Here is a 19,791-nt window from a genome sequence, read left to right as displayed (position 1 = left end):
AGTTACGCGGCTAGATGGCGCGCCAGGTCCGATAATGCCCGGGCCACCGCCAGCTGACTGCCTACACCGGCGAAGCCGTGCTCGGCCGGACTCAGCGCGACCAGCCCGACGCCCACCGTTTCCTGTTCACCGTATTGCAACCGGGCCGTCGCTCGTGTCTGCCCTTCGCGTTCGCGAATTGAAATGGTTACTGTCCAGTCGGTTTCGACAGGTGAAGAAGTGCTGAGTGACATTGGGCCTCCCGACATTGGGTGTGTACCTTCAGCTGCTGATCTCGAATGCAACCATGCGTCGAAAGACGATGGCAGGGCTGAAGGTCACCGACGCCTGAGCCGTTCGTTGATGGCCATGACATCGGGATCGATATGTCGAATTGCTCCCGGGCTGGGGACCAATGGCTCCTTTGCCGGCGGGGAAAGGGGCGCTAGCTTCGAATCCATTGATGAGTGGAGCCGACCATGACGATGCAAACACCCGGTATCAAGGTCATCCGCGATGCGGTCGAGTTGGCTTGCCGCGCGCCGTCCTTGCACAACAGCCAGCCATGGCGATGGGTTGTCGACGGATCGACCCTTCACCTCTTCGCCGATGTGGGTCGGCTGATGTCGGCCGCAGACCCGCTTGGCCGCGAGATCATCCTGAGCTGTGGGGCCGCCCTCGACCATTTGGTAGCCGCCATGGCTGCCGACGGTTGGGACACCATCGTGGAGCGGTATCCCGATCAATACGAGCCTTTCCACTTGGCTACCATGGACTTTCGTCCGGCAACAAGTAATACCAACGCCGTCGGCATAGTTCGTGCCGGCGCAATTCGGCGGCGCCGCACTGATCGCCGGCCGTTCGGGCCACCGGACGACTGGATGCGGTTCGAGGTCCTACTGCGGCAGGCGATGATCCCGTATCAGGTGATGTTTGACGTGGTACTCGACGACGCACGCCCCCGGATGGCAGAAGCATCCCGGCTCACCGAAGAGATACGAAAGAACGATCCGACCTATGACGCCGAGTTGAGCTGGTGGACATCGTCTTTTGTCAGCGATGAAGGTATTCCGCAAAGCGCTCTGGTCTCAGCCACCGAGGCGGCGCACATCGACGTGGCTCGCGAATTCCCGACCACAGCAGCGATAGGCGAACAGGCGAATGGTGAAGACGTAGATCGAGCCAAGATCGTGGTGTTGTCCACGCATCATGAGGATGCCAGGCTAGACGTTCTCCGTTGCGGCGAAGCATTGTCGAGCCTGCTGCTCGAGTGCACGGCCGCGGGCCTGGCGACGTGCACGTTGACTCACATGACCGAACTTGCTCCAAGCAGGGAGATCGTCCGCCAGCTCACGGGTCAGCACGGCCTGCCACAGGTGCTGGTCAGGGTCGGCAAGACACCAACGAGAATGTCGGGCTCAATCGCCGAGACTCCACGTCGGCCCCTGAACGATATCCTCGAGATTCGCGAGTAGCGGCGGAGAAGGATTCACGCACGCGGCCTGATCGAGGAATGTCATCTCAATCGACGAGCGACTCCCGTTGGAGGTACACCGATGAACGCCGCACGACAGGTTGACTCAGCACCGTCAACCCGCCGACCAATGACACGTCCCGACTGCGGATCTACCACGCGCGGCTTAGACGTAATCAGCGCTGCACCGGTGTGATGGCGCGGGGGCTGACGTCAGGGCGTCGTGGCGCGGTGCGGGATGCGACGCGCACATCGACGGTGAAGTACTCGACGTCGGGTGTCTCTTGGGCGACTATCTCGCGCAGCCGAAGAAAAACCGCATCGAGTGCCTCCAACGGATCGACATCCACGGGAATAACGGAGATCCCCACATCCATCCAATGGCCCCCGTAGCGGGTCAGTCCATGAGCAAACCCCGGCAGGTCAACATGATCTGCCGGGTCCCACGACACCACCTCCACTGCTTTGTCGGCCATGCTGTGCGCTACGTGAAAACCGTTCGACTCCATAATAATTCGCCCTCTCCTTCTTGCTGAACTGACTTTTCTACATTCGCTAAGTGTTGTGGTTGGCCCGACCGTCGTTGTCGGCCAGATCGGCTAGCGCGCGATCCCAGGCAGCGTGTCGCAGGTGGTTCAAATGAGCGCGCAACAGTGCATAGGCCGCAGTGGTGGCCCCGGCGATGGCTATCCACAATCCGAGAGCCACCATCATTGCGTCGGCAGCAGCGTCTTTGTCACCCCTTGGCGGACGGGTGGGCTCGCCGGCGGCGTCGACCCACACCGAGGTCTGATCCCCGGCCTTCATTCGGTTTCGAGTACTCGCGACGCCGGTATGGATTCGGCCCGCGAATTCCCAACGCACCTCTGACACATAGGAGAACTGGAACGGCAAGGCAGTAACTGAGCTGTCATGTGTCGCTGTCCCCGCCACTTCATGGCGAGCCATCCGTTCGTCAGCGAACACATGGACCTGCTTGTCGTAGACGGCCGTACCCGCTGCCCCCGCAACGGGGACGGCGAGAATTGCAAACAGAACAGCCAGAAGCATTGTGAAGGCTTCGAAGCGGTCGCTGGTGCGCACCAGGCCATTGCGAACGACCAGGCGCCGCACCCAACTCCCCGGCGTCAGGGTAAAGGTTTGCATGTCGCCTCCTCGATCCCTACAGGCGCTCGGTGCCCGACTGATGTCGATGGTGGTCGGCACAGGACGCTCCGCGCAGGGGCCAAAGTCCCAGGATCTGAGGCCCAATGGTCGCTGCGAGGGGACCAATGGGCTCATCGCGAGTGCGCTTCTCGCAATTAAGGTTCGGCAGGTAGCCGCCGACCGTCTTGGCTACGCCATACGGAGGACACCATGGCCGAGCCAGCCACTTCAGCCGACACGATCACCGCCGCACAACTAACCGCCATCATCGAGCTGGCATGCCGAGCACCGTCGCTGCACAACAGTCAGCCTTGGCGTTGGGAATTCGACAACGGCGCTCTGCGCTTATTCGCCGATCACTCGCGGATCGGGGTACACACGGACAGCACCGGCCGGGAGGTGATTCTCAGCTGCGGCGCAGCACTCGATCATCTGCAGGTTGCGGCGGCCGCCGCGGGGTGGGTTGCCAGCGTCGAGAGATATCCCGATCCCCGCAATCACGATCATCTCGCATCAGCCATCTTCCGCCGGTCAGGCTACATAGACGACGACGTACGCACTCTGGCCGAAGCGATCGCCCATCGGCGCACCGATCGGCTGGCATTCGCCGCACCAGAACCGTGGGAGGAGATGGAACGGCAACTGCGCGCACTCCTTCGTGGCACTGCCACTCATCTAGACGTCGTCGACGACGACGGAAGATCCATCCTTGCCGACGCGTCACGGCGCAGCGAAGAACACCGCCGCGGCGATGCCTCCTACCGATATGAATTGCTCTGGTGGACAGGGCGTTCCAGTTCTGAGGGCGGCGTTCCATCCAGTGCGCTGCCCTCAACTGCGGAGGCGTCGCACGTCGACATCGCACGCGAGTTCCCTGCCTACGACAGCGGCGACCGGCGACCCCAAGTCGACCGTGATCATTCGAAAATTATTGTGCTGTCGACCTACGACGACAGCAGGGAGAACACGCTTCGATGCGGCGAAGCGCTCTCGCGTGTGCTGTTGTTATGCACCGCCGCGGGTTTTGCGACGTGCACATTGACCCACATGATCGAGCTACACGAGAGCCGCGAGATCGTGCGTCGTCTGACCCGTCGGCGCGCTGAACCGCAGCTGCTGATCCGCGTCGGCCGTGCCCCCGACGCCGGCCCGTCGCCGGTTCACACTCGAAGGCGTCCGATCGCTGACGTGCTGCAGTTCTCCTGACCGGAGCTTCGGGCCGGGACTTCCGGCGAATGATCAAGGACCAAAGACTCCTCATCGCCCGAGGCCACCCCCATAGCGTCGAACACAGCAGGCTGCACCAGCGGTCTCGCATCAACTGAGCTGGGAGACAACGATGTCGGAAACACTTGTCCCACCGCCCCCCACCACTCGCCCTGTTGTTCCCAAAGCAGGTCTGGGGCTGGCGGCGCTGACGGCCATCGTCGTCGGATCGATGATCGGCAGCGGTATCTTCGCGTTGCCCTCACAGATGGCCGCAAGCGCCGCCCCCGGTCCGCTATTGATCGGGTGGGTGGTCACAGGCGTCGGCATGCTGATGCTGGCCTTTGTCTTTCAGACACTGGCTTCGCGTAAGCCTGGGGTCGACGGCGGCGTGTACGGCTATGCCCGTGCCGGTTTCGGTAACTACATCGGCTTCACATCGGCGTTCGGATACTGGATGTCCGCATGGGTGGGCAACGTCGCCTACTTGGTTTTGCTGTTTTCGACGTTGGGATACTTCTTCCCTCAGTTCGAGGGCGGTGCAACGGTGCCCGCGATCATCGGCGCCTCGATCGTGCTGTGGGTTGTGCACGCGATGACACTGCGAGGCATCCAAACCGCCGCGTTCGTGAACGTCGTCGTGACGATCGCCAAGGTCGTGCCGATCATCGTCTTCATCGCGATCGCGGCCGTCGGGTTCAAGGCAGGACTGTTCACCGCCGACTTCTGGGGAAAGACAACGCAGATCGACGGAGCGCCCCTGGGCGACACCATGAGTCAGGTCAAGAACATGATGCTGGTTACGGTGTGGGTTTTCATCGGTATCGAGGGCGCTTCGATCTACTCCCAGCGGGCGGGCAGGCGCAGCGACGTCGGTCGGGCCACAGTGCTGGGGTTCGGGGGTGTGCTGGCCCTGCTGCTTCTGGTCAACCTGCTGTCGTATGGCCTGATGGCTCAGGCGAAGCTGGCCGGCGTGCCTGACCCGTCCATGGCGGGTGTGCTCGAGAACGAGGTCGGAAGCTGGGGCGCGGCATTCATCTCGATAGGCCTCGTCGTCTCTCTGCTCGGCGCGCTGATCGCGTGGGTGATGTTGTGTGTCGAGATCCTGCGCCTGCCCGCCAATGAACAGGTGATGCCGAAAGCGCTTGCCCGAGAAAACCAGCACGGTGCGCCGGCAACCGCGCTGTGGCTGACAAACCTGTGTGTGCAGGCGCTTCTGTTGTGGACTCTCGCCAACTCGAGCACCTACACCAACCTCGTCTACCTTGCGACGTCTCTCATCCTGCTCCCCTACCTGTGGTCGGCGGCTTATCAGGTGTTGTTGGCGGTGCGCGGTGAGACGTACGAATCGGGCCGCGGCAGGACTCGCGATCTGATCATCGGGGTCGTCGCGTTGGGGTACGCGGTGTGGCTGGTCTACGCCGGAGGCTGGCAGTACCTGCTGATCGCGGCCCTGTTCTACCTCGCGGGCACCGGCCTCTTCATCTGGGCGCGTCGGGAGAACCGGTTGCCGGTGTTCAGCAAGTCCGAACTCGTCGTGGTCACCGTGGTCGCGCTGACATCGGTAGCGGCCGTCGTGCTGATGGCCACCGGCAATCTGGCCGTGCTGTGAGCGATCCGAATACCATGAGCGAGAACGCATCCCGACTCGGAGTCTGGTCGGAGGCGGGCCGGTTGCGGCGAGTCATGGTGTGCGCACCCGGGCTCGCCCACCAACGCCTGACACCTGAGAACTGCAACGAGCTGCTGTTCGACGACGTCATCTGGCTGCAGCAAGCCCGACGCGATCATTTCGATTTCGTCGCCAAGATGGTCGATCACGGCGTGGAAGTCCTCGAGCTGCAGGACCTCCTCACCGAGGTCGTGGCCGTGCCAGAGGGGCGCCGATGGGTGCTGGACCGCAAGGTCACCGACGATCTGGTCGGATCGGGGCTGACCCACGAGATACGGGCATGGTTGGCCGAGTTGCCTGCCGAACGACTTGCGGAGTTGCTGATCGGCGGCGTGGCCTACCAGGATGTGCCCGACGACGTCGGCGGCAGCTTCCTGGCGATCTTTCGTGAGCTCGATCCGGCAGGTTTCGTGCTGCGGCCGCTTCCGAATACACAATTCATGCGCGACAACTCGTCGTGGATTTTCCACGGAGTCACGCTGAACCCGATGCACTGGCCCGCCCGCAGGCAGGAAACGCTGCTCACGACAGCCGTTTACAAGTTCCATCCCGCTTTCGCCGACGAGAAGTTCGATATCTGGCTCGGTGACGCCGACGGCGTCGCACATGACCATGGCGCGGCCACCCTGGAGGGTGGAGACGTGATGCCGATCGGCAAAGGCACCGTGGTGATCGGCATGGGCGAACGCTCGTCGCATCAGGCCATCAGCCAGGTGGCGCGCAGCTTGTTCGCGGCCGGGGCAGCCGAACGGGTGATCATCGCCAGCCTGCCAAAGTCCCGTGCGGCAATGCATCTGGACACCGTATTCACATTCTGCGACTACGACCTTGTCACTGCATACGCACCGATCGTCGACGGCATCGTGCCGTTCAGCCTGCGCCCGGACGACAGCGCGCCATCAGGCCTCGATATCCGCCGCGAGCCAAAGGGCCTCGTCGCGACGATCGGCGAAGCTGTCGGCGTCGACTTCCGGGTTGTCGCGACCGCTGGCGATATCTACGGCATCCAGCGAGAGCAATGGGACGACGGAAACAATGTGGTGGCACTCGAACCCGGCGTTGTCATCGGCTACGACCGAAACATCCTGACCAACACGGCATTACGCAAAGCCGGAGTCGAAGTCGTCACCATCACCGCCAGCGAACTCGGCCGGGGCCGAGGTGGTGGCCGCTGCATGACGTGCCCGATCCAGCGAGATCCGCTCTACACCTGAGGAACAGAAACAAGATGGCACTCAACGTTCGAAACAGAAGTCTGCTCAGCCTGGTCCATCACAGCGATCGCGACCTGCTTTACCTGCTCGACCTATCCCGAGATCTCAAGCGTGCAAAATACTCCGGACTCCAGCGACAGAGCCTGGCGGGCAAGAACATCGCGCTCATCTTCGAAAAAACGTCCACCCGCACCCGGTGCGCGTTCGAAGTCGCCGCACACGACGAGGGCGCACACGTGACATACATCGACCCAGCATCATCACAGATCGGGCACAAGGAGTCGATGAAGGACACCGCTCGGGTACTCGGCCGGATGTATGACGCGATCGAGTACCGCGGCGCCGGCCAAGATGTCGTCGAGGAGCTCGCCGAATACGCGGGCGTGCCGGTGTTCAACGGTCTCACTGATGAATTCCACCCAACACAGATGCTGGCCGATGTGCTCACGATGACCGAACATTGCCCAAAGCCGCTGACGGACATCACGTTCGCGTTCGTCGGCGACGGCCGCAACAATGTGGCGAACTCCTTACTGCTGATCGGCGCGAAGCTCGGCATGGACGTCCGGATCGGCGCACCGCAAGACCTATGGCCCAGCGATGACCATGTGACCATGTGCCGGGAGTTCGCAGCGGCATCGGGCGCGCGCCTCACGGTCACCGATGATCCGCACAAGGCGGTCAGCGGTGTCGACTTCATCTACACCGATATCTGGGTGTCGATGGGTGAACCGATCGAGACCTGGGGCGAGCGCATCGAGCAGTTACTCCCCTACCAGGTGAATTCCGAATTGCTCGCGATGACCGGCAATCCCCGAGTGAAATTCATGCACTGCCTGCCGGCCTTCCACAATTCCGAAACGAAGGTCGGCGCCACGATCGCGGCACAGTATCCGAATCTTGCAAACGGCATCGAGGTGACCGAGGACGTCTTCGAGAGTCCTGCCAACATCTCCTTCGATCAGGCGGAGAACCGCATGCACACCATCAAAGCTGTCCTCGTGGCAGCGCTCGGCTGACCGTCATGCGGATCGTGATCGCCCTGGGCGGCAATGCATTACTGCGGCGTGGACAGCCGATGACAGCCGAAAACCAGCGAGCCAACATTCGGTTGGCGGCAGAGCGAATCGCCGAAGTGGCGCACGGAAACGAGGTCGTGATCGCTCACGGAAACGGCCCACAAGTTGGGCTGCTGGCGCTCCAGGCGGCGGCATACCACGATGTCGCGCCTTATCCGCTCGACGTGCTCGGCGCCCAGACAGAGGCGATGATCGGCTACGTCATCGAACAGGAACTGGGCAACCTGCTGCCGCCAGAGCAACAGCTTGCGACAGTCCTGACGATGATCGAGGTGGACCGTGACGACCCAGCGTTCGGCCATCCCACCAAGCCGATCGGCCCGGTTTACGACGGGGAGACCGCGGAGCGACTCAAGGCCACCAGCGGCTGGGCGATCGCCGCTGACGGAGACAAGTTCCGACGAGTCGTCGCCAGCCCAAAACCCAAACGGATCTTCGAGATAGGGCCCATCCGCAGCCTGGTGGACCACGGCACAATCGTGATCTGCGCCGGCGGGGGCGGCATCCCGACGATGTACGACGAACACGGCCACTTGCGCGGCGTCGAGGCCGTCATCGACAAGGACCTCGCCGCCGCCCTGTTAGCTGAGCAACTCGAAGCCGACCTATTGGTCATCGCCACCGATGTCGACGCTGTCTACACCGAGTGGGGCACACCGCATCAGCGCCGGCTGGGCAAGGTGACTCCCGACGAGCTCGTCAGCCTCGAGCTCCCCGCAGGCTCAATGGGTCCCAAAGTCCAGGCCGCGTGCGGCTTTGCGCGGGTCACAGGCAACGAAGCCGTCATCGGGTCGCTGGCCGACATCGCCAACATCGTCCTTGGCAACGCCGGCACCCGTGTGAAGAGTTGACTGCCACCAGTCGCTAATGCCGACGGGCGATGATCACCGGTATGCGCGCTTCCTGCGCAACCGCAGTGCTAACCGAACCGAGCAGCATGCCCGCGAACCCGCCTCGGCCATGGCTGCCGAGAACGACGAGCTGAGCGCGCTCGGACTGGGCGAGGATATGGCGGACTGGTCGTTCGAATTCCACCACACGGTGGACCGTGACCTCGGGATACCGTTCCTGCCACCCAGCTAGGCTTGCGGCGAGGGCCTTTTCGGCAGCGGTTTGCACAACCGAAGCATCGATACCGAAGACGGTGGACATATCGGCATCGTTCCAAACATGTAGCGCCACCAAATCAGCACCGCGCGCGGAGGCCTCGTCGAAGGCGATTTCGATCGCCAACTCCGACGCCCGCGAGCCGTCAATGCCCACGAGTACCGGACGATACGGCTGTTGCGACTGCGGGCTCTCGTCGTGGACAACGGCGACGGGGCCATGAGCGTGGTGAATCAAGCCAGTGCTGACCGATCCGAGCAAGCGGCGATGTCGCCCGGTGCGGCCATGGCATCCCACCACGACCATTTCGGCTTCCTTGGATAGATCGACGAGCGTCGGCACCGGGCCTCCGAAAAACAGTTCGCTAGTGAACTCTGGCCGGTCGCCGCCCTGCGAGATTTCCTCGGCGACTTTCATCGCGTCGGCAACGACGTTGCGGGCGTCGTTCTCTTGAATCTCGAGTACTTCCTGCGGGACGCGCCCGGCAGGCCACATCAACGTCGACGACGCGGCTGACAAGGAGGGCGCGACATGAACGACTGCAAGTGGGACGTGGCGTATTGCCGCCTCGCGGGCTGCCCATCGAAGAGCGGTGTGTGACGACGGAGAGCCGTCGACTCCTACCACAATGCCGTGATGTGAGATCTGATCCGACATTTCCTGACCCTCCTCAGCGATTGAGAACTATCGATGATGACGTTAGGAGCCCGTCTGCGGCCGCGACTGGAGGCATTGGTCCCGAACGGGCTGCCAAACGCCCCTCGCCGCGTGGGACGCTTACTCAGGTTGCCAACCGCAGCACGTCCTCGAAGCCCGCGACCAAGCAGTCGTAGAAGACATCGAAGTCTGGGATCGCGCCGGTGTCTGCATTGATCCCGAGCGCGCAGGTGTCGACATAGGACAGCAGCGTTACATTCAAAGCCGCTCCGATGGTCGGCGAGAAGGCATACTGCATTCGCACTTTCGCTCCAGCCAGGTATACCGGCGTCGGTAGCCCTGGGACATCGCTGGCCACGAAATCGACGTTCCGCAAGGCCGAACCGACGTACCAGCGCGGTGCGAGGTTGAGTGCGCCCGCGATGAATTGGGTATAGGCCAGCGATTTCTCGTTGCGCTGCATTGTTGTCTGCTCGTGAATGAGACGGATGCTTTGTGCGGGATCGGCAATGCCTGCGGGTACTTCGAATCGCATCAAAGTCGCCCGGTTACCGCCAACCGGATCGGTCGGGGTTCGAATGCTGATCGGCATCGTCACGACGAGCCCGTCAGCATGTGCGCCGTGCTTGTCGTGGTATCGCCTTAAGCCTCCCGCGACCCCGGCTATGAAGGCGTCGTTCAGCGATCCCCCCGCGGCCTTGCCTGCGCGGTACAACGCCTCTTTCTGCACTTGATGCACGCCAAGCTTCCGCATTTTGCTGCGCTCCAACATGATTGGTGATCCCGGACGTCGAATCGGGCGCGCTGTCCGCAGAATCGAGGCCGCGGTGGAGCCGACGGCAGACAGTGTACGAAGCGGACGGCGAACGCTATTCAGAATGAACCGAGGTGTCGCCCGCAATGAACTCGCGAGGCTATTCGATGCAATGCTCGCCTCGGACAGGAGCACGTCGCGCCAACCGGCCAGGACAGTGTTCGCGGCCGACTCCGGTATTTGTCGCTGTTCGGCTTGCTCCCTGTTGTCGTAGAGAGTCATCGCGATCTGAACGGCGCCGATGCCGTCCGTGAGTGCATGGTGCAACTTGCACAGCAGCGCAGCACCACCATCGGTCATTCCATCGATGAGAGTGACCTCCCATAGCGGGCGCATCCGATCGAAGTCGGCCATCGCGGCAATGCGCGCCATTTCGAGAATTGTGTCGAGATTGGCCGGCGCCGCAGCACTCACCCTGCGCAAGTGAAAGGCAAGGTCAAAATCGGGGTCGTCCTCCCAATGCGGCGACGCGAAAAGCGGGGACGGCACGATCCGCTGCCGAAACATCGGCACGGCGCGGCTTAGCGCTTCGAACCGGTCGACGAGTAGACCCCAGTCCGGTGACCGATCCAGCAGAACCAGGCTGACGATCGTCGACCTGAGGCGGGGGTCCCTTTCAATCGACCAAACGAAGGCGTCGCTGTTGCGAAGGAATTCGGCCATGTTGCAGCGGATTCAGGCCGCGACGGCCACGTCGACGGAGAGAAGGTCCGCGATGGCGTACGCGGAAGTCCAGTCGCCGTCACGCACGGTCCGGGCCAGGTCTTCAACCAAGGGGCTATGTACACCAAGCTCCGCCAGCCAGGCCGACACCGTGCACGCAATCCGGTCGCTGGAGACGCATACGGTGCGTCCATGGTGGAGGCAGTCCGTGAGCTGGTAGGTCGTGATCAACTGTCGACGCTGCACCAGGCTTGTTAGTGACCTCATCGCTGCCTCCTCGTCGAGTCGTACCTCTTCATCAGACCAGCGGGGCCGGTGGACGCCGTAGGGGCAAAGGAACGGTCCCGCCGCTGCATTTGTGCCATGTTTCATGTTTCCAATGGCGGCCCGGGGTCCCTCATTGCTGAGGTCAAACGGACGTCGCCGTTGGGACCAACGGCCCTGCTTTTTGGAGGCCGATGGCCATAACGTCGCCACATGTCCACTCCGATCGACCGTCCCGGCATTGTGGTCGGAGTCGATGGCTCGACCTCTTCGAAGGCTGCCATCGATTGGGCCGCGCGCGACGCAGCGCTGCGCAACGTCTCGCTCACCCTGGTTCATGTCGCCAGCGGCCTCGGTCAGGCCTGGTCGCAGACCCCGCCGCCGGTCGGGCTCGGCGAATGGCAACAGCGTCACTGCCGCGAGATCCTCGCCGATGCGGTCAGGATCGCCGAGAACGCGACGCGGGAAGCGCGCGCCATACCGATCAAGACCGAAACGTATTACTCGGCCATCATTCCCACGCTCGTTGACATGTCGAAAGGCGCCGACATGGTGGTGGGTTGTCGTGGCGCAGGGGCATTCGGGCCTTTACTGGGCTCGGTCAGTTTCGGCCTGGCGAACCACGCCCACTGTCCGGTCGCGGTCATCCACGACGACGTGCCGCCGCCGGCGCCACCCCCAGCACCGGGTCACGTCCTCGTCGGCATCGACGGCTCGCCGGTCTCGGAGTTGGCCACCGCGATCGCGTTCGACGAAGCGTCGCGCCGGCAGGTGAATCTGATTGCGCTGCACGCATGGAGCGACACTGCATTGGAGTTTCCCGATATCGATTGGGCGATGATTGAAGCCTCCGAGGACGAGGTCTTGGCCGAGCGGCTGGCAGGGTGGCAGGAGCGCTACCCAGACGTGATGGTTCAACGCGATGTCGTTTGCGACAGGCCGGCGCGACAGCTCGTCGAGCGGTCGGAAGCCGCGCAACTCGTCGTGGTGGGCAGTCACGGTCGCGGTGGGTATGCCGGGATGCTCCTTGGGTCGGTCAGCTCGGCGGTGGTTCAATCTGTCCGCGCGCCGGTCATCGTGGCACGCGCACAGTGAGCTACTGGGCGTCGGTGAACCGGATCGTGCGGCCTGGTGCGAGTTGCTCTACGCGGCCGCGGCATTCGATCATCACGGGTGGAAGATCACGAGGGTCGACGCTGACCTCGGCACCCTTACCACTGACCCGGACGTGTACATGGTGACCTCGATAGTGAATCGGAAAGCCCAAAGCACCAAGCGCTTCCGGCCAATGTGGAGACAGAACTAAGCGATCGCCTCGGGTTTCAAGACCGGTGAAGCACCGCTGCACGAGGTCGACGCTGCCGGCCATGGCGGCAAGATGGATGCCCTCGGAGGTCGTCCCGCCTTGGATGTCGGCGACGTCGGACTTGAGTACCTGCTGGAAGAAGTCAAGCGCTCGATCACGATTCGAGCGCGCCAGAACCCACGTGTGAACGACGCCGCTCAGCGTCGATCCGTGAGATGTTCGGGCCAGGTAGTAATCGACCATCTTTGGAATCTGCTCTGTCCCGAACCGGTAATCGAGGCGCTCGAGCAACTCGCGCAATTCGTCCGACGAAAGCAAGTACAGCAGCATCAACACGTCGGCTTGCTTGGATGCCTTGTATCGGTTGACGTCGTCGTGTTCGGCTTCGAGGATGCGGTCAAGGCGCTGGATGTTGCCGTACCGCTTTCGGTAGGTATCCCAATCGAGTTCGGCCAGTCGGCTGTAACCCTCGAACTGACTGATGACACCGTCGTGGAACGGCACAAACATCCGGCGGCTGACGTGATCCCACTGCGCCAACTCCTCGTCGGTCAAGCCCAACCTTTCGCGCAGATCGAGCCGATTCGGCAGCGGCATGAGTGCAAAGGCCTCCATCGCACGCAGGATGACCCACACCGCCATCACGTTCGTGTACGCGTTGTTGTCGACGCCTTCATAGGGCCTGTCGGGATAACCCGAGTGGAACTCGTCAGGCCCAATGACGCCGTTGATGCAGTAACGGTCCCGCGCCCGGTCGTACGTCGCCCTGCTGACCCAGAACCGTGCGATCTCCGCGAGCATCTCAGTGCCGTAATCGATCAGGTACGCGAGGTCCCCCGTGACCTGATAGAACTGCCACACGTTGTAGGCGACGGCGATCCCGATGTGATGCGCGCGGTTGCTGGGGTCTGGATTCCACCGACCCGAGCGTGGATTCAAATGCAGCTCCGGGCTTTCCTCCCGTCCGTCAGTTCCGGATTGCCAGGGGAACATCGCGCCCGCGTAGCCAGCCAGCTTGGCCGCTCCTTTCGCCTCGACCAGCCTGCGGTACCGGTACCGCAGCAATGCCCGGGTGACAGTGGGCAGACGAAGATTGAGCACCGGGAAGATGAACAGCTCATCCCAGAAGATATGGCCGCGATACGCCTCACCGTGCAGTCCCCGCGCGGGCACACCGACGTCGAGGTCCTCGCTGTTATACGAGACGGTCTGCAACAGGTGAAGCAGGTGCAGCCGCAAGATCCGCAATTCGTCGGCGTGGTCGTCGAACTCGATCGACAGCCGCTCCCACAAGTGAGACCACTCGAGCTTGTGCGCATCACGTATTTCGGCGAACCGACCCTGTCGGCTGAGCCTTCGCTCGGCGCCGGCAGCGGGCTCCGATGTTGCCACGTCGCGACCCGTTACCACAGCGATGATCTTCTCTACCGACAGCGATTCCCCTGCCGTCAGCTCGGTGAGGATTTCATGGCCGATTTCCAATTCGTCGTCAACGAGACGGTATGTCGCGCCTAGTTCCACGTCGTTGTGCCACAAAGTCGTTCGTGCTGCCACCGCAACGGGGATTCGTGACTGCGTCGTCTCGGCCGTCAGCAGCACCGAGTTCTCCGAAAGCACGCGAGTAGTGACGGATCCCCAGTGCGTGCTGGCCAATTCTCGGTAGCGTTCCACGCCCGAATTTCGCACATTACCGTCGATTGTCGAGCGGACTTCGATCGTTCCCGACCAGTCTTCAGCGACGATTGTCGTTTCGAGCGCGGCGATGTGCGCCTGGTCCATCGCCACGAATCGGTGCTGGACGACCGAGGTGGTCCGACCGGCGTCGTCACAGAAGCGCAACTCACGAGTGAGCACCGCCCCACGTAGGTCCAGCGTCTGGCGGTAGTACAGCAACGCGACGGAGTCGACGTCGAACCAGTCACCGCCGTCGATGCGGAACGTCAGCGGAAGCCAGTTGGGAAGATTGACCAGACTCTCGTGTCCTGTCTTCTTCCCGTCGATGATGTCATCGAGCCTGTTGTAGACACCGGCGGCATATGTTGCCGGGTAATGGACCTGACCCGCTGCCTTCTCCGGCGCTGCACCACGCGTGGCGAAGTATCCGTTGCCAAGCGTGCACAGCGCCTCCCGAAGCTTTTCCGCGCGCGGATCATAGTCCTCGAACGTGAAAGTCCAAGCCTCGTCCGAGGTTTGCCGCTGATATGCGAGCCAATTGCCACCCCGGCGCAAGAACTCACATACCTCGGTCGGATTGTTGACACAGAATTGCGCCGCGGTAGGACGGTCACCATCCTCGTCGTGGCGCACGACGATTCCGAGACCGTTGAATCGAATTGCGTCGAAGGCGTCTTCGTCGGTGAGATCATCGCCAACGTAGATCGGCAGCGAACGGCCCTTCTGCTGGACCTTGTCACGGATCCACTGCAGCGCTGTGCCTTTGTCCCAGTCGATATTTGGACGCAACTCAACGACCTTCCGGCCGCCGGTCACGCGCAGGCCGTGAGCGTGGCCATGTCGATGGGTCGCGGCGATGACCCCGCCAGCATTCTCAGGAGCAGCGTTGCGATAGTGCACCGCAACGGCATAGCGCTTGTGCTCGACGCGTACTCCCGGTACGTCCCTAAGTTCATCGCGCAGTTCTGTTGCCGCCCTTTCGAGGACGGGCACCGCCGCGGATGCAGCGTCGTTGTGGTGATGACTGCCGTCCGGCCCCACGAGTTCGAATCCATGGCTGCCGGCGTACCACAAGCCGGGCAGGCCGACCCGATCGCGGATGTCCGCCAAATCGCGTCCGCTGAGTATCGCCACGGGGCAATGCGCGGCGAGGTTTTCCAGGGCCTTCGCGGCGCCAGGAACCAGCGTGGCGACGTCTGGATCCGAGACGATCTCGGACAGAGTGCCGTCGAAATCCAGGCATACGAACGGCTCCCGGCCCGCCACTACGCCAATCAGCTGGCCATACGAGTCAAGTGCGTTCGGCAGGTGCGATGCGCGTATGTCACCGGTCCGTACCGCTACATCGGCGAGGTCGGCAACCACGGCGTCGGCTCCGCAGCGCAGAAGTGCGTCCGGGTGTCCGGTGCGATCCACGCCGATCACCAATGTGAATCCTCCATTGCGTCCGGCCTCGACCCCGGCCTCGGCATCCTCGACGACAACTGTGCGTCCCGGAACCGCGCCCAGCCTGCTGGTGGCTTCGAGCAGGCTGGCGGGGTCCGGTTTGCCGGGCAGCCCAAGAGTGTCGGCGACCACACCGTCGACGCGCACGGCGAAAAGATCTGCCAGTCCTGCCGCCTTGAGGATCTGCTCGCAGTTGCGGCTCGCGGAATAAACGGCGGTGGCAACCCCGGCGTCGGTCAGTTTGCGTACCAGCGCGGCAGTCGACTCGAACACAGGCACGCCGGCATCGATCCGCTCGAGAAATAGCTGCTGCTTGCGGTTGCCCAGGCCACACACCGTGTCCTGGGCACTGTCGAACGGATCGCCCAGTGGGAGCGAAATCCCCCGCGACGCAAGGAAGTCCGCCACTCCGTCATACCGCGGTTTGCCGTCTACGAAATGCCGGTAGTCCTCGTCAGTAACCGGCGAGTGGATCTCACCATCGCGCGCCGGCCGCTGCTCGAGAAAATCGTTGAACATAGTGGCCCATGCCGCGGCATGTATCGACGCGGTGTCGGTGACCACACCATCGAGGTCGAAGATGACGGCATCATGTAAGCGCGGGTCAATCGTGACCGACGTGCTCATCGGACCAATGCTTCCTCGACGACGCGGTCACCGGCGACCTCGACAGGCGCTTCGGCAACCTCGAAAAGGCGTTCCGCATCGGCCCGCGTGCACGGCTGCGTGCCGGGTGTCATCAGCATCGCGGCACCGACGGCGATGCCGTACCGTATCGCCTTGCTCAGTGCCCAATCTCGGCTCAAGCCAACCGCGATGGCTGCGACCATCGCGTCGCCGGCGCCCACACCGCTGAGCGCGCGCATTGGGATGGCAGGAAACCGCAGGCTCCCCTGTGAGGCGGCAAGCAGTGCTCCGGCGGATCCGAGCGACACCACAACAACCTGCGCTTGTCCGCAGTCGATGATTTCGTGGGCGGCGTCCAACTGTTCGGATTCGGTGACGAGTTCGCGCCCGGCACATTCGCGCAGTTCGCGCACGCTGGCCTTGAGCAGAAACACCCCAGAAGTGATGTGCTTCAGACCGCCGCCAGAGGTATCCAAGATCAGGCGCACGCCGAGATCGCGGCAGATCAGCGCCACTTGCTGGTAGAAGTTCGCCGGCGCACCCGGCGGTAGACTGCCGCTTGCTACCACGAATCTGGCTGAGGCCGCGGCGCGTCGAAGCTCGCCGAGGCATTGCTGTTGTTCATCGAACGCGAGATTCGGTCCTGGAAGCACAAACCGGTATTGCACGCCGGTGCTGGTCTCGTTGACAGTGAAGCTCTCCCGTGTCGGAGCAGCAATCTTGACGGGGCGAATCGGCACCCCGCCGTCGATGAGAAGTTGCGTCAGCACGTCACCGGTCGGCCCGCCCGCGGGGTAGACCGCCGTCACCGGCTCCCCCAATACATGGCCGGTCTTCGCCACATTGATGCCGCCGCCACCAGCGTCGTAGCGAGCAGTCCCGCATCGGATCTTGTCAGTCGGGCGTACCACATCGGCATTGGTGCTGATGTCGAGCGCAGGGTTCATCGTCAAGGTGACGATCGTTGCCGGGCTCGTCGGACTCATGACGTTGATCCGACTACGCGCAGGCGTTCAGCGGTAGGGACCGAAGTCCCATCTCGCCAGGTAGGGACTTAGTGCCCTGGGCATTCGTGACCTTCAGCGGGTCGGCTGTGGTCCTCGGACGCTACGCCGCCCGAGCAGCGTGCAAAAGGCTGGACTCATGCAAAGTGACACCTACATCCGTGACATCTCTACGCTGCGCATCACCGATGCCGAAGAAGCTGGCGGCAAGGGCGCGAACATGGGCGAAATGGTCGCGGCCAAGCTGCCCGTCCCGCCCGGCTTCGTTCTGCTGCGGGACTGCTACCGCGATTCGATGCGAGCGGGCGGGGTCGACGCTGAGCTGAGCGCACTTCACCGGGAGGCCCGTGACACCGTCGCAGACACCACACGTCTCACCGAGCTGTGCGAGAGGATGCAGGGTCTGGTGCACAAAGCCGGCGTCACCGATACCGTTCGCGAACTCATCCTCACCGCGTATCACGCCCTCGGGTCCGACGCTGTTGTGGCCGTACGGTCCTCGGCGACCGGTGAGGACGGCCGTGATGCGTCTTTCGCCGGCATGAACGCCACCATCACGAACGTCAGCGGCGATGACGGGCTGCTCGACGCGGTGCTTCGGTGCTGGATGTCGCTGTTCAGCCCGCGGGTCATCACCTATCGCGCCAGTCGAGACTTCACCGCCGACCCCGCGATGGCAGTCGTCATCCAGCTGATGGTCAACTCCGAGAAGGCCGGCGTCGCGTTCACCGCCGACCCGAGCAACGGCGCGCGGGACCGGGTAGTCATCGAAGGCGCATTCGGCCTCGGCGAGGTCGTGGTGTCCGGAGAGGTCGAGCCCGACACCTACATCGTTTCGAAGGAAACCCTGGAAGTACTCGATGTTCGGTTGGGGCACAAGGCGTTCAAGATCGTCCGTGGCGCCGATGGACACGACCAGCCTGTCGACCTCGACGACGTTCAGGCCGATGCGCGGGTGCTCGATGACGACGAAATCCGACGCATCGCCGAACTCGCGGTCGCGACAGAGCAGCACAACGGCTGCCCGCAGGATACGGAGTGGGCGATCTCGGAAGGCAACACGTATTTGGTTCAGGCGAGGCCGATCACGACCCTGCGCCATACCACCGCTCCGTCGTCCGACAAGCATGCGGTACTGGCGCGCGGACTCGCCGCGGCGCCGGGCACGGCGTCGGGCAAGGTCCGCGTGCTGCAGAGCCCCGACGAGGGAAACCGGTTGTTGGAGGGTGAGATCCTCGTCGCTCAGATGACGAACCCGGATTGGCTGCCCACCATCCGCCGCGCGGCCGCGTTGGTGACCAACACCGGCGGCATGACCTGTCATGCGGCAATCGTCGCCCGCGAGTTGGGCGTCCCGTGCGTCGTCGGCACGCGGACCGCGACTGAAGATCTGCATGATGGCATCACCGCGACGGTCGACGGTACCCATGGACGCGTTCTTGCTGGCATCGTTGAATCCACGCCCACGGTGGCTGCCACAGAACGCCAGGCACCAACCGAACCGCAGACCGAAGTGACAGGCACCAAGGTCTACGTGAACCTGGCCATGGCAGACACCGCGGAAACCGTCGCGGCCCTGGGACCTGACGGGGTCGGCCTGTTGCGTGCAGAATTCATGCTGACCGAAGCACTCGGCGGACGTCATCCTCGTGACTTGATCGCCCACGGTGAGCAGAGCAAGCTCGTTGACGGAATGGTGGCGTCCGTCGGCCGCATCGGCGCGGCGTTCGCTCCCCGTCCGGTCATCTACCGCGCAACAGACTTCCGCACCAACGAGTTTCGCGGTTTGGTAGGTGGCGCGGCATACGAGCCTGTCGAACACAACCCGATGATCGGCTACCGCGGCTGCTATCGATACATCAAAGAACCCGACTTGTTCGCCCTCGAACTGCAAGCCCTGGCCCGGGTGCGCGAACAATCACCGAACGTGCACGTGATGATCCCGTTTGTGCGGACCCGATGGGAACTCGAGGAATGTCTGTCGTTGATCGACGCGAGCCCGCTGGGTCGCCAACGCGGACTGCATCGCTGGGTGATGGCCGAGGTGCCATCGGTGGTGCATTGGCTGCCGGAGTACATCGGTATGGGTATCGACGGCGTCTCCATCGGTAGCAACGATCTGACGCAACTGGTGCTCGGCGTCGATCGCGATTCCGACATCTGCGCCGAGCTGTTCGACGAGTCCGATCCCGCCGTGCTCGACGCTATCGGCCAGATCATCAGCACCGCGCGGAAATTCGGCATCACCTCCTCGCTGTGCGGTCAGGCACCGTCGACCAAGCCGGCGTTCGCCGAACATCTGGTCCGGATGGGCATCACGTCGGTCTCGGTGAACCCTGATGCCCTCGGGGCCGCCCGGCGCACCATCGCCGCCGCCGAACGCCGCGTGCTGCTGGAATCAGCACGGTAGATCGCTGTGACAACGGTCCTCGACGACAAGCCACTGGACCCACGGCACC

General features: G+C 63.0%; 16 protein-coding genes. 8 read left to right on the top strand and 8 right to left on the bottom strand.

Annotation, left to right across the window (positions count from 1 at the left end):
* Window positions 1-2 precede the first annotated feature (2 nt).
* Entirely contained in the window at window positions 3-233 is a 231-nt protein-coding gene (locus J3E61_RS22775; RefSeq protein ID WP_210085075.1) for a DUF1876 family protein, read from the bottom strand.
* A 225-nt stretch (window positions 234-458) separates the two neighbouring features.
* On the opposite strand from J3E61_RS22775, the gene J3E61_RS22770 reads away from it, so the two are divergent.
* Entirely contained in the window at window positions 459-1,454 is a 996-nt protein-coding gene (locus J3E61_RS22770; protein WP_210085074.1) for an NAD(P)H nitroreductase, read from the top strand.
* Window positions 1,455-1,629: 175 nt separating this feature from the next.
* Here J3E61_RS22770 and J3E61_RS22765 read toward each other — a convergent pair whose 3' ends face one another.
* Window positions 1,630-1,929 (bottom strand): hypothetical protein, encoded by a 300-nt coding sequence (locus tag J3E61_RS22765; protein ID WP_210085073.1) that lies wholly within the window; start codon window positions 1,927-1,929, stop codon window positions 1,630-1,632.
* Window positions 1,930-2,008: 79 nt separating this feature from the next.
* Window positions 2,009-2,599 (bottom strand): hypothetical protein, encoded by a 591-nt coding sequence (locus tag J3E61_RS22760; RefSeq protein WP_210085072.1) that lies wholly within the window; start codon window positions 2,597-2,599, stop codon window positions 2,009-2,011.
* A 210-nt stretch (window positions 2,600-2,809) separates the two neighbouring features.
* Here J3E61_RS22760 and J3E61_RS22755 point away from each other — a divergent pair, with 210 nt between their 5' ends.
* From J3E61_RS22755 to arcC, 5 genes are all read left to right on the top strand, one after another.
* Window positions 2,810-3,805: an NAD(P)H nitroreductase gene (locus J3E61_RS22755; protein WP_210085071.1), complete on the top strand. Its 996-nt coding sequence runs from the start codon at window positions 2,810-2,812 to the stop codon at window positions 3,803-3,805.
* A gap of 133 nt (window positions 3,806-3,938) precedes the next feature.
* Window positions 3,939-5,417 carry an arginine-ornithine antiporter gene (arcD, locus tag J3E61_RS22750; RefSeq protein WP_210085070.1) on the top strand — a complete coding sequence of 493 codons (1,479 nt, stop codon included), beginning with the start codon at window positions 3,939-3,941 and terminating at the stop codon, window positions 5,415-5,417.
* Window positions 5,418-5,431: 14 nt separating this feature from the next.
* A complete protein-coding gene (locus J3E61_RS22745; protein WP_210085069.1) occupies window positions 5,432-6,691 on the top strand; it encodes an arginine deiminase in 1,260 nt (419 codons plus the stop codon).
* A 14-nt stretch (window positions 6,692-6,705) separates the two neighbouring features.
* Window positions 6,706-7,710 (top strand): ornithine carbamoyltransferase, encoded by a 1,005-nt coding sequence (locus J3E61_RS22740; protein ID WP_210085068.1) that lies wholly within the window; start codon window positions 6,706-6,708, stop codon window positions 7,708-7,710.
* A 5-nt stretch (window positions 7,711-7,715) separates the two neighbouring features.
* Window positions 7,716-8,621, top strand: coding sequence for a carbamate kinase (arcC, locus tag J3E61_RS22735; RefSeq protein WP_210085067.1), 906 nt, complete (start codon window positions 7,716-7,718; stop codon window positions 8,619-8,621).
* Between the two features lie 13 nt (window positions 8,622-8,634).
* On the opposite strand, the gene J3E61_RS22730 is transcribed toward arcC, so the two are convergent.
* From J3E61_RS22730 to J3E61_RS22720, 3 genes are all read right to left on the bottom strand, one after another.
* Entirely contained in the window at window positions 8,635-9,534 is a 900-nt protein-coding gene (locus J3E61_RS22730) for a universal stress protein (protein WP_210085066.1), read from the bottom strand.
* Window positions 9,535-9,658: 124 nt separating this feature from the next.
* On the bottom strand, window positions 9,659-11,011 hold the full coding sequence (locus tag J3E61_RS22725) for a DUF1298 domain-containing protein (RefSeq protein ID WP_210085065.1): 1,353 nt from the start codon (window positions 11,009-11,011) through the stop codon (window positions 9,659-9,661).
* 12 nt (window positions 11,012-11,023) lie between these two features.
* Window positions 11,024-11,278: a hypothetical protein gene (locus J3E61_RS22720; RefSeq protein WP_210085064.1), complete on the bottom strand. Its 255-nt coding sequence runs from the start codon at window positions 11,276-11,278 to the stop codon at window positions 11,024-11,026.
* 210 nt (window positions 11,279-11,488) lie between these two features.
* On the opposite strand from J3E61_RS22720, the gene J3E61_RS22715 reads away from it, so the two are divergent.
* Window positions 11,489-12,370: a universal stress protein gene (locus tag J3E61_RS22715; protein ID WP_210085063.1), complete on the top strand. Its 882-nt coding sequence runs from the start codon at window positions 11,489-11,491 to the stop codon at window positions 12,368-12,370.
* 1 nt (window position 12,371) lies between these two features.
* On the opposite strand, the gene otsB is transcribed toward J3E61_RS22715, so the two are convergent.
* Both otsB and J3E61_RS22705 read right to left on the bottom strand, forming a co-directional pair.
* A complete protein-coding gene (gene otsB / locus J3E61_RS22710) occupies window positions 12,372-16,328 on the bottom strand; it encodes a trehalose-phosphatase (protein ID WP_210085062.1) in 3,957 nt (1,318 codons plus the stop codon).
* Window positions 16,325-17,314 carry a 1-phosphofructokinase family hexose kinase gene (locus J3E61_RS22705; RefSeq protein WP_210085061.1) on the bottom strand — a complete coding sequence of 330 codons (990 nt, stop codon included), beginning with the start codon at window positions 17,312-17,314 and terminating at the stop codon, window positions 16,325-16,327. Before J3E61_RS22705 ends, otsB begins: the two co-directional genes overlap by 4 nt.
* 157 nt (window positions 17,315-17,471) lie before the next feature.
* On the opposite strand from J3E61_RS22705, the gene ppsA reads away from it, so the two are divergent.
* On the top strand, window positions 17,472-19,742 hold the full coding sequence (gene ppsA, locus J3E61_RS22700; RefSeq protein ID WP_210085060.1) for a phosphoenolpyruvate synthase: 2,271 nt from the start codon (window positions 17,472-17,474) through the stop codon (window positions 19,740-19,742).
* Window positions 19,743-19,791: the final 49 nt, after the last annotated feature.

This window comes from Mycobacterium sp. OAE908 (assembly GCF_017872775.1).
Taxonomy (GTDB): Bacteria; Actinomycetota; Actinomycetes; order Mycobacteriales; family Mycobacteriaceae; genus Mycobacterium.
This window is presented reverse-complemented; position numbering and strand designations above follow the sequence as displayed.